6 protein-coding genes and 1 pseudogene are annotated in these 7,362 nt (G+C 39.1%); 5 read left to right on the forward strand and 2 right to left on the reverse strand.

The annotated features are described in order from the left end of the window. The first annotated feature begins 32 nt into the window (after window positions 1-32). Genes ACYPXO_RS07645 through nrdG form a run of 3 tightly spaced genes read left to right on the forward strand, consistent with a single transcriptional unit; the run spans window position 33 to window position 2,996 of the window. Window positions 33-2,318 (forward strand): anaerobic ribonucleoside triphosphate reductase, encoded by a 2,286-nt coding sequence (locus ACYPXO_RS07645; protein WP_459640001.1) that lies wholly within the window; start codon window positions 33-35, stop codon window positions 2,316-2,318. Between the two features lie 14 nt (window positions 2,319-2,332). Then, window positions 2,333-2,488 (forward strand): anaerobic ribonucleoside-triphosphate reductase, encoded by a 156-nt coding sequence (nrdD, locus tag ACYPXO_RS07650; RefSeq protein ID WP_459639996.1) that lies wholly within the window; start codon window positions 2,333-2,335, stop codon window positions 2,486-2,488. Then, window positions 2,481-2,996, forward strand: coding sequence for an anaerobic ribonucleoside-triphosphate reductase activating protein (nrdG, locus tag ACYPXO_RS07655; RefSeq protein WP_459639997.1), 516 nt, complete (start codon window positions 2,481-2,483; stop codon window positions 2,994-2,996). Before nrdD ends, nrdG begins: the two co-directional genes overlap by 8 nt. A gap of 41 nt (window positions 2,997-3,037) precedes the next feature. Here the strand turns inward: nrdG and ACYPXO_RS07660 are convergent, their stop codons facing one another. Further along, the gene (locus ACYPXO_RS07660) at window positions 3,038-3,571 is read right to left on the reverse strand and encodes a prolyl-tRNA synthetase associated domain-containing protein (protein WP_459639998.1); all 534 of its coding nucleotides are present in this window, start codon (window positions 3,569-3,571) and stop codon (window positions 3,038-3,040) included. 126 nt (window positions 3,572-3,697) lie between these two features. On the opposite strand from ACYPXO_RS07660, the gene ACYPXO_RS07665 reads away from it, so the two are divergent. Beyond that, entirely contained in the window at window positions 3,698-5,431 is a 1,734-nt protein-coding gene (locus ACYPXO_RS07665; RefSeq protein ID WP_459639999.1) for an ABC transporter ATP-binding protein, read from the forward strand. Further along, entirely contained in the window at window positions 5,424-7,160 is a 1,737-nt protein-coding gene (locus ACYPXO_RS07670; protein ID WP_459640000.1) for an ABC transporter ATP-binding protein, read from the forward strand. Before ACYPXO_RS07665 ends, ACYPXO_RS07670 begins: the two co-directional genes overlap by 8 nt. On the opposite strand, the pseudogene ACYPXO_RS07675 reads toward ACYPXO_RS07670, so the two are convergent. After that, a pseudogene (locus ACYPXO_RS07675) lies at window positions 7,157-7,362 on the reverse strand (MerR family transcriptional regulator); the annotation flags it as partial. The gene ACYPXO_RS07670 and the pseudogene ACYPXO_RS07675 overlap by 4 nt on opposite strands.

Genomic DNA, 7,362 nt, shown 5'->3' on the forward strand with positions numbered 1-7,362 from the left:
AAAGAAGCAGTTGAAAGGAAATGATGAACATCATGGTAAGAAGTATTAAAAAGCGGGACGGAAGAATTGTTCTGTACGATGAAAGTAAAATAGCATCAGCCGTTTTGAAGGCGATGGAGGCAGCAGGGGAAGGCGATGCCACAGATGCTGCACGGGTTGCGAATGATGTACATATGGAATTAGAAAAACTTCCGGAAGATATGCCTCCTCAGATTGAGCAGGTACAGGATGCCGTGGAGAGAGAACTGATGAAAAACGGGTTTGAGCGATCTGCGAAAAAATTTATTTTATATCGAGCAAAGAGAACCAATATCCGTGAGGCAAATACAAGTCTGATGAAGACGATTGATGAAATCACAAATGTGGACGCTCGTTTAAGTGATATGAAAAGAGATAATGCGAATATTGACGGGAATACATCTATGGGAAGTATGCTGCAAATAGGGGCAGCAGGAGCAAAAAGTTATAATGCTGCTTATTTGCTGACGGAAGAGCAGGCGAAAGCATATTTGAATGGGGATATACATATCCATGATTTTGACTTCTATTCTCTGACGACGACCTGCACGCAGATTGATATTATACGTCTGTTTAAAGGTGGATTTTCAACAGGACATGGTGTGATCCGTGAACCACAGAGTATTCAGAGTTATGCGGCATTGGCGGCAATTGCCATTCAGTCAAATCAGAATGATCAGCATGGAGGACAGAGTATTCCAAACTTTGATTATGGATTAGCGGAAGGCGTCGCAAAAACATTTGTGAAGTTATATACGGTAAGGCTGACGGAGGCGTTGGAAGATGCGCTTGAATCGGATAATGAGTCAGAAGTAGTAAGAGAGATTTTGCAGCAGGCTACAGAAGAGTTTGGACACAGACCGTGTTTGGAGAAAGATGAGGAAGCGTTTGACTCATTTATTGCAGAGGAACTTATCGGAAGATGTGGACTGGATACGCATAGAGCGAAACAGGTTGTAGCGACAACGAGAAGAAGGGCAGTCAGACAGACGGAAAACGAAACATATCAGGCTATGGAAGGTTTTGTTCATAACTTAAATACAATGCACAGTCGTGCGGGTGCACAGACTCCATTTTCTTCCATTAATTACGGAACGGATACTTCTCCGGAGGGACGTATGGTTATTCGTAACGTTCTTTTGGCAACAGATGCAGGACTTGGTAATGGAGAAACCTGTATTTTCCCGATACATATTTTTAAAGTAAAAGAGGGAGTAAACTATAATGAAGGTGACCCGAATTACGATTTGTTTCGGTTAAGTTGTAAAGTCAGTGCGAAAAGACTTTTTCCAAACTATGTTTTTTTGGATTCTCCGTTTAATTTACAGTATTATAAGGAGGGGCATCCTGAAACGGAAGTGGCAACAATGGGATGTCGAACTCGCGTAATCGGAAATTATTGCCATAAAGATAAAGAAATCTCTTACTCCAGAGGAAATCTTTCATTTACATCCATTAATCTTCCGAGAATTGCTATTGAGAGTAATCATGATGAGAAAGTTTTCTATGAGAAACTGGATAAAATGATGGAATTGGTTGCACAGCAACTGTATGATCGATTTGAAATTCAGGCCAAGAAACACGTTTATAATTATCCATTCCTTATGGGACAGGGGGTATGGCTTGATTCAGACAAATTAGGTCCAAATGATGAAGTGCGTGAAGTATTGAAGCATGGAACATTGTCCATCGGATTTATTGGGTTGGCAGAAACATTAACGGCACTTTACGGGCATCATCACGGAGAGAGTGAAGAGATGCAGAAGAAGGGGCTTGAAATTATCGGTCATATGAGAGAATTTACGGACAGAGAATCGGAAAGACGTAACTTGAACTATACCTTATTGGCAACTCCGGCGGAGGGACTTTCAGGAAGATTTGTAAAAATGGATAAGAAACGTTACGGCACTATCAAAAATGTAACGGACAGGGAATATTATACGAACAGTTTTCATATTCCTGTTTGGTATGATATTTCAGCTTATGATAAAATTTATAAGGAAGCGCCATATCACGCACTGACAAATGCGGGGCATATCAGTTATGTTGAATTGGATGGGGATACGGCAAAAAATGTAGAGGCGTTTGAAAGTGTTATCCGTTGTATGCATGATGCCGGAATAGGTTATGGAAGTGTGAACCATCCGGTAGACCGTGACCCAGCCTGTGGATATGTGGGAGTGATTGATGATGTTTGTCCGCGGTGTGGAAGGCGAGAGGGAGAACCGATTAGTGAGGAAAAACTAGAGGAACTTCGTAAATTATATCCGAATATGCCACAGTTTTATGGTTGTGAATAAAGGAGGAAGAGGATATGGAACAGAGAAACAGATTAGGACAGGATGTTGGATTTGAACGTATCAGAAGAATTACCGGATATTTGGTAGGAACAATGGATAAATGGAATGATGCAAAAAAAGCGGAGGAGAAGGACCGTGTAAAACACGGACTTGGAAGAACAGATGCTTAGACTTGCAGGAATTGTAAATGATAGTATTGTGGACGGACCGGGAATAAGGATAACAATATTTGGGCAGGGCTGTCCGCATCACTGTCATGGTTGTCAAAATCCGGAAACATGGAACGATGCAGGTGGAAATCTTGTAGATGAGAAGGATATTGTGCAGATGATACAGACAAATCCGTTGGCAAAAGGAGTGACTTTTTCCGGTGGAGAACCGTTTGCACAGGCTGAAGGTTTTGGTGTTTTGGCGGGATTATTGAAAAATAAGGGATATGAAGTGGCAAGCTATTCCGGATATACATTTGAGGAATTGTTAAATGGCACGGAAGAACAGAAAGGACTTTTGCGGAAGATAGATGTGTTGATTGACGGAAGATACGAAGAGGACAAGAGAAGTTTAAACATTATCTATCGGGGAAGTACAAATCAGAGAATTATTGATGTGCCGAAAAGTTTAGCGCAGGGAAAGGCAGTTGAAATAACGGGCGGACGCTGGGCAGGAGAATATTTATAGAGGTGTCGCATGGCGGCACCTCATTTTAATGTGTATATAAATTATAGGGTAACTAAAGTTGGTGTATGTCCGGTATAGACAAGAAATTTTTCTAAAATATCAGAAGTTTTAATTTTCAGGCTGGAAGTATTTATACAAGGATGACAGCCGATATATTCATCTTTTAACAAATCTTGATCGATAAGTAAAGTCACTTCTTTTTGTGAATCATTCATTAGGCCAAGCACACTGACTGAACCGGGAGTAATATCGAGAAATTTCTCCATAAATTCCGCTTCGGCAAAGGAAAGACGGGAAATACCAAGTTGTTTTGACAAATCCTTTGTGAGAAATTTTTTATCTCCGGGCATCAGAAGGAGAAAAAAGTTAGTTTTCTGACGATTGCACAGAAAAAGATTTTTGCACATGGTTACCTGTAGTTTTTCATCTATTTTTTGGCAGGCTTCCATTGTATCTGCAACTTCGTGATCCATACGTTCAAAAGGAATTTGTAGTTTTTCTAATAGTTCATATACCTGCATTTCCTTTGGAAGTCTGTTGTTATTTGCGGGAGCGGTTGTAAATATTTTGTCCATAGTGGGAATCCTCCTTATATATATGTCTGTTGCCAGTATAGACAATTTCAGGAAAAATGACAAGTTGAAGAGGAAAAATGTTCGTGATAAAATAGTAAGTCAGAAGAAATAGAAGAAGGGGAAGAAATGAGAAAGTTATTAAAATATTTAAAGCATTACAAAAAAGAGAGTATTATAGGTCCTTTGTTTAAATTACTTGAGGCGTGTTTTGAATTGACTGTTCCAATTATCATGGCAAGAATGATTGATGTGGGGATAAAAAATCAAAATATGACATTTGTGTGGAAAATGGGAGCAATTTTAGTCGCCTTCGGTGTACTTGGACTTGTATGTTCCCTGACCGCACAGTATTTTGCTGCAAAAGCGGCAGTTGGCTTTGGAACAGAACTGAGGGAAGAGTTTTTCAAACATATAGGAACACTCTCCTATCGGGAATTGGATATGGCAGGTAACGCAACGCTTGTGACAAGAATAACAAGCGATATTAATCAGGTACAATCGGGAGTTAATCTTGTATTACGATTGTTTTTACGCTCTCCGTTTATCGTAGTTGGTGCGATGGCAATGGCATTTACCATTAGTGTAAAACTGGCATTGATTTTTGTTGTGGCAGTACCGATTTTATCCATAGTTATTTATGGGATTATGATATGGACAATTCCTTTATATAGAAAAGTACAGAAAAGACTGGAAAAAATTATGTTAATGACAAGGGAAAATCTTTCAGGTGTTCGTGTTGTCAGGGCATTTCGTACGCAGGAAAGAGAAAAAGAAGAGTTTTGTCAGCAAACAAAAAATCTGATGAATATGCAGACTTTCGTAGGGAAAATATCTGCACTTCTAAATCCGGTAACTTATTTGATTGTAAACGGAGCGACTATTTTAATTGTATGGTTTGGAGGAAAGGAAGTTTATTATGGAAATCTTTCGCAGGGGGAAATAGTGGCTCTTGTAAACTATATGTCACAGATTTTGCTTGCTCTTGTTGCTTTGGCAAATTTAATCATTACTTTTACAAAGGCATTGGCATCTGCGGAGCGCATTAATGAGGTTTTTGCTTTGAAATCTTCTATTGAAAATGGATTTGAGGAAGAGGGAGGAAATAGTGAGAAACAAATTGAACTCAATAAGGTAAGCATGATGTATCATGGTGATAAAGAAGAAGTTTTAACGGATATTACTCTCGCCGTAAAAAAGGGTGACACAATTGGTATTATTGGAGGAACAGGTTCAGGAAAAACGACCCTTATTAATCTTCTTCCACGATTTTATGATGTGACTGCAGGAAGTGTGAAAATAGACGGAAAAAATGTAAAAGAATATGATTTGAAAACGCTGCGTGAAAAGTTCGGTATTGTGCCACAGAAGGCGGTTTTATTTCATGGGACAATCCGTGATAATATGCTATTAGGAAATGAAAATGCTTCCGATGAGGAGATTTGGGAAGCGCTTCGTATAGCACAGGCAGATAATGTAGTAAAAGAAAAGGAAAAAGAGTTAGATACGATTATTCAGGAAGGCGGAAAAAATTTATCCGGAGGTCAGAAGCAGCGTTTGACAATTGCAAGGGCTTTAGTTAGAAAACCGGAAATATTGATTTTAGATGACAGTACATCAGCGCTTGACTTTGCAACAGATGCAAAATTGAGAAAAGCAATAGCGAATCATACAGATTCTATGACAGTTTGTATTGTTTCACAAAGAGTTATGTCTATGATGAGGGCTGATAAAATTTTTGTCTTGGATAAAGGAAAACTTGTGGGAAACGGAACACACGAGGAATTGTTGAAAACCTGTGAAGTGTACAAAGAAATCTGTTCTTCACAACTTTCTAAAGAGGAGGTGGCTCGTCATGCGTAAACAATATGATACGATTAGGAAAGTAATTCGTTTACTAAAACCGTATTTGCCGATTTTGATTTTATCTTTGGGATTTGCGGTGGCGACGGTTATCTGTACACTTTATGCACCTATTCTTATTGGGCAGGGTGTTGATTTGATTTTGGAAAAAGGGAAAGTGGATTTTCACGGAATAAAGGATATTTTAATAAAATTGGCGGGAGTAACTGCTATAACAAGCCTCACGCAATGGCTGATGAATTTATGTAATAACAGAATAACTTATCGTGTAGTGAATGATGTGCGGACGGATGCCTTTGCCCATTTACAAAAATTACCGTTAAAATATATTGATGCTCATCAGTATGGTGAACTGATGAGCAGGGTTATTACAGATGTGGAGCAATTTTCGGACGGGTTATTAATGGGATTTTCTCAATTGTTTACCGGAATTGTTACCATTGTTGGAACACTTATTTTCATGGTATCTATCCATTTTCAGATTTCACTGATAGTTATTCTGATTACACCGCTTTCTTTCTTCGTGGCAGGTTTTGTAGCGAAGAAAACATATATGATGTTTAAGAAACAGTCAGAGGTAAGAGCAGAGATGACATCTCTCACAGATGAAATCGTAGGCAATCAAAAGACGGTTCAGGCGTTCGGTTATCAGGATAGAGCAATGAAACGTTTTCAAAAGGTCAATGAAGAATTGAAAGATTGTAGTGTGAAGGCAATCTTCTTTTCCTCTATAACGAACCCTACAACACGTTTTATTAATGGACTTGTCTATGCGGGGGTAGGAATTACAGGTGCGATTTTTGCCATTCATGGAAGAATTAGTGTTGGTCAACTATCCAGTTTCTTAAGTTACGCAAATCAATATACAAAACCGTTTAATGAGATTTCCGGTGTTGTTACAGAACTGCAAAATGCATTGGCGTGCGCAAGACGCGTGTTTGATTTTATGGAAGAGCAGGAAGAAAAGGAAGATGCGAAAGGAAAGGAAGTGTTGGGAAAGGCATACGGAAATGTGGAGTTAAAAGACGTTTTCTTTTCGTATGAGCCGGAAAAAGAGTTGTTAAAAAACTTAAATCTAAATGTACGGGCAGGGCAGAAGATTGCCATTGTAGGACCTACAGGATGCGGGAAAACAACATTGATTAATCTTCTCATGCGTTTTTATGATATAGATAGAGGACAAATGATTGTCAGTGGCAGGAACGTGCAGGATATAACAAAGGATAGTCTTCGTGCAAATTATGGAATGGTTTTGCAGGAAACATGGTTGAAATCATGTAGTATTGCAGAAAATATTGCATATGGAAAGCCGGATGCGACAAGGGAAGAGATTGAGCAGGCGGCGAAAAGAGCATTCGCTCATGGCTTTATACAGCGTATGGAAAATGGCTATGATACAGTTATTGCGGAGGAGGGGGGAAACCTTTCCCAAGGGCAGAAACAGCTGATTTGTATTGCGAGGGTTATGCTTCAACTTCCGTCCATGCTTATTTTGGATGAAGCAACTTCATCTATAGATACAAGAACGGAAGTGAAAGTACAAAACGCTTTCCAACAGATGATGAAAGGAAGGACAAGTTTTATTGTGGCACACAGACTGTCAACCATACAGGAGGCAGACTGTATTTTAGTAATGAAAGACGGAAATATTATTGAGCAGGGAAAACACGAAGAGTTATTGGAACAAAATGGTTTTTATGCAAAACTGTATAAAAGCCAGTTCCATTAAAGAATTTGGCAGGTAAGACGGGTAATATAATCTTCCTCTTTTTGAAAAGTAAGGCTGTCAAATACATAGTCTTCATAGAAATATTTTCCGAGGGTGATAGAGTTGTCCCCGGCAAAGCGGAGCATTTTTTTATAAGTATTTCCCATTGTTTTCCAATGCCCTTTATGGTAAGCAACAAGATAGGGGGCTGTCGGGAAATAGA

This window comes from Faecalimonas canis (assembly GCF_054601575.1).

What these genes read in the sequence shown, in the direction of transcription:
- ACYPXO_RS07645 (WP_459640001.1), top strand. Translation starts at nt 33, where the DNA reads ATGGTAAGAAGTATTAAAAAGCGGGACGGAAGAATTGTTCTGTACGAT.
- nrdD (WP_459639996.1), top strand. Translation starts at nt 2,333, where the DNA reads ATGGAACAGAGAAACAGATTAGGACAGGATGTTGGATTTGAACGTATC.
- nrdG (WP_459639997.1), top strand. Translation starts at nt 2,481, where the DNA reads ATGCTTAGACTTGCAGGAATTGTAAATGATAGTATTGTGGACGGACCG.
- ACYPXO_RS07660 (WP_459639998.1), bottom strand. Translation starts at nt 3,571, where the DNA reads ATGGACAAAATATTTACAACCGCTCCCGCAAATAACAACAGACTTCCA.
- ACYPXO_RS07665 (WP_459639999.1), top strand. Translation starts at nt 3,698, where the DNA reads ATGAGAAAGTTATTAAAATATTTAAAGCATTACAAAAAAGAGAGTATT.
- ACYPXO_RS07670 (WP_459640000.1), top strand. Translation starts at nt 5,424, where the DNA reads ATGCGTAAACAATATGATACGATTAGGAAAGTAATTCGTTTACTAAAA.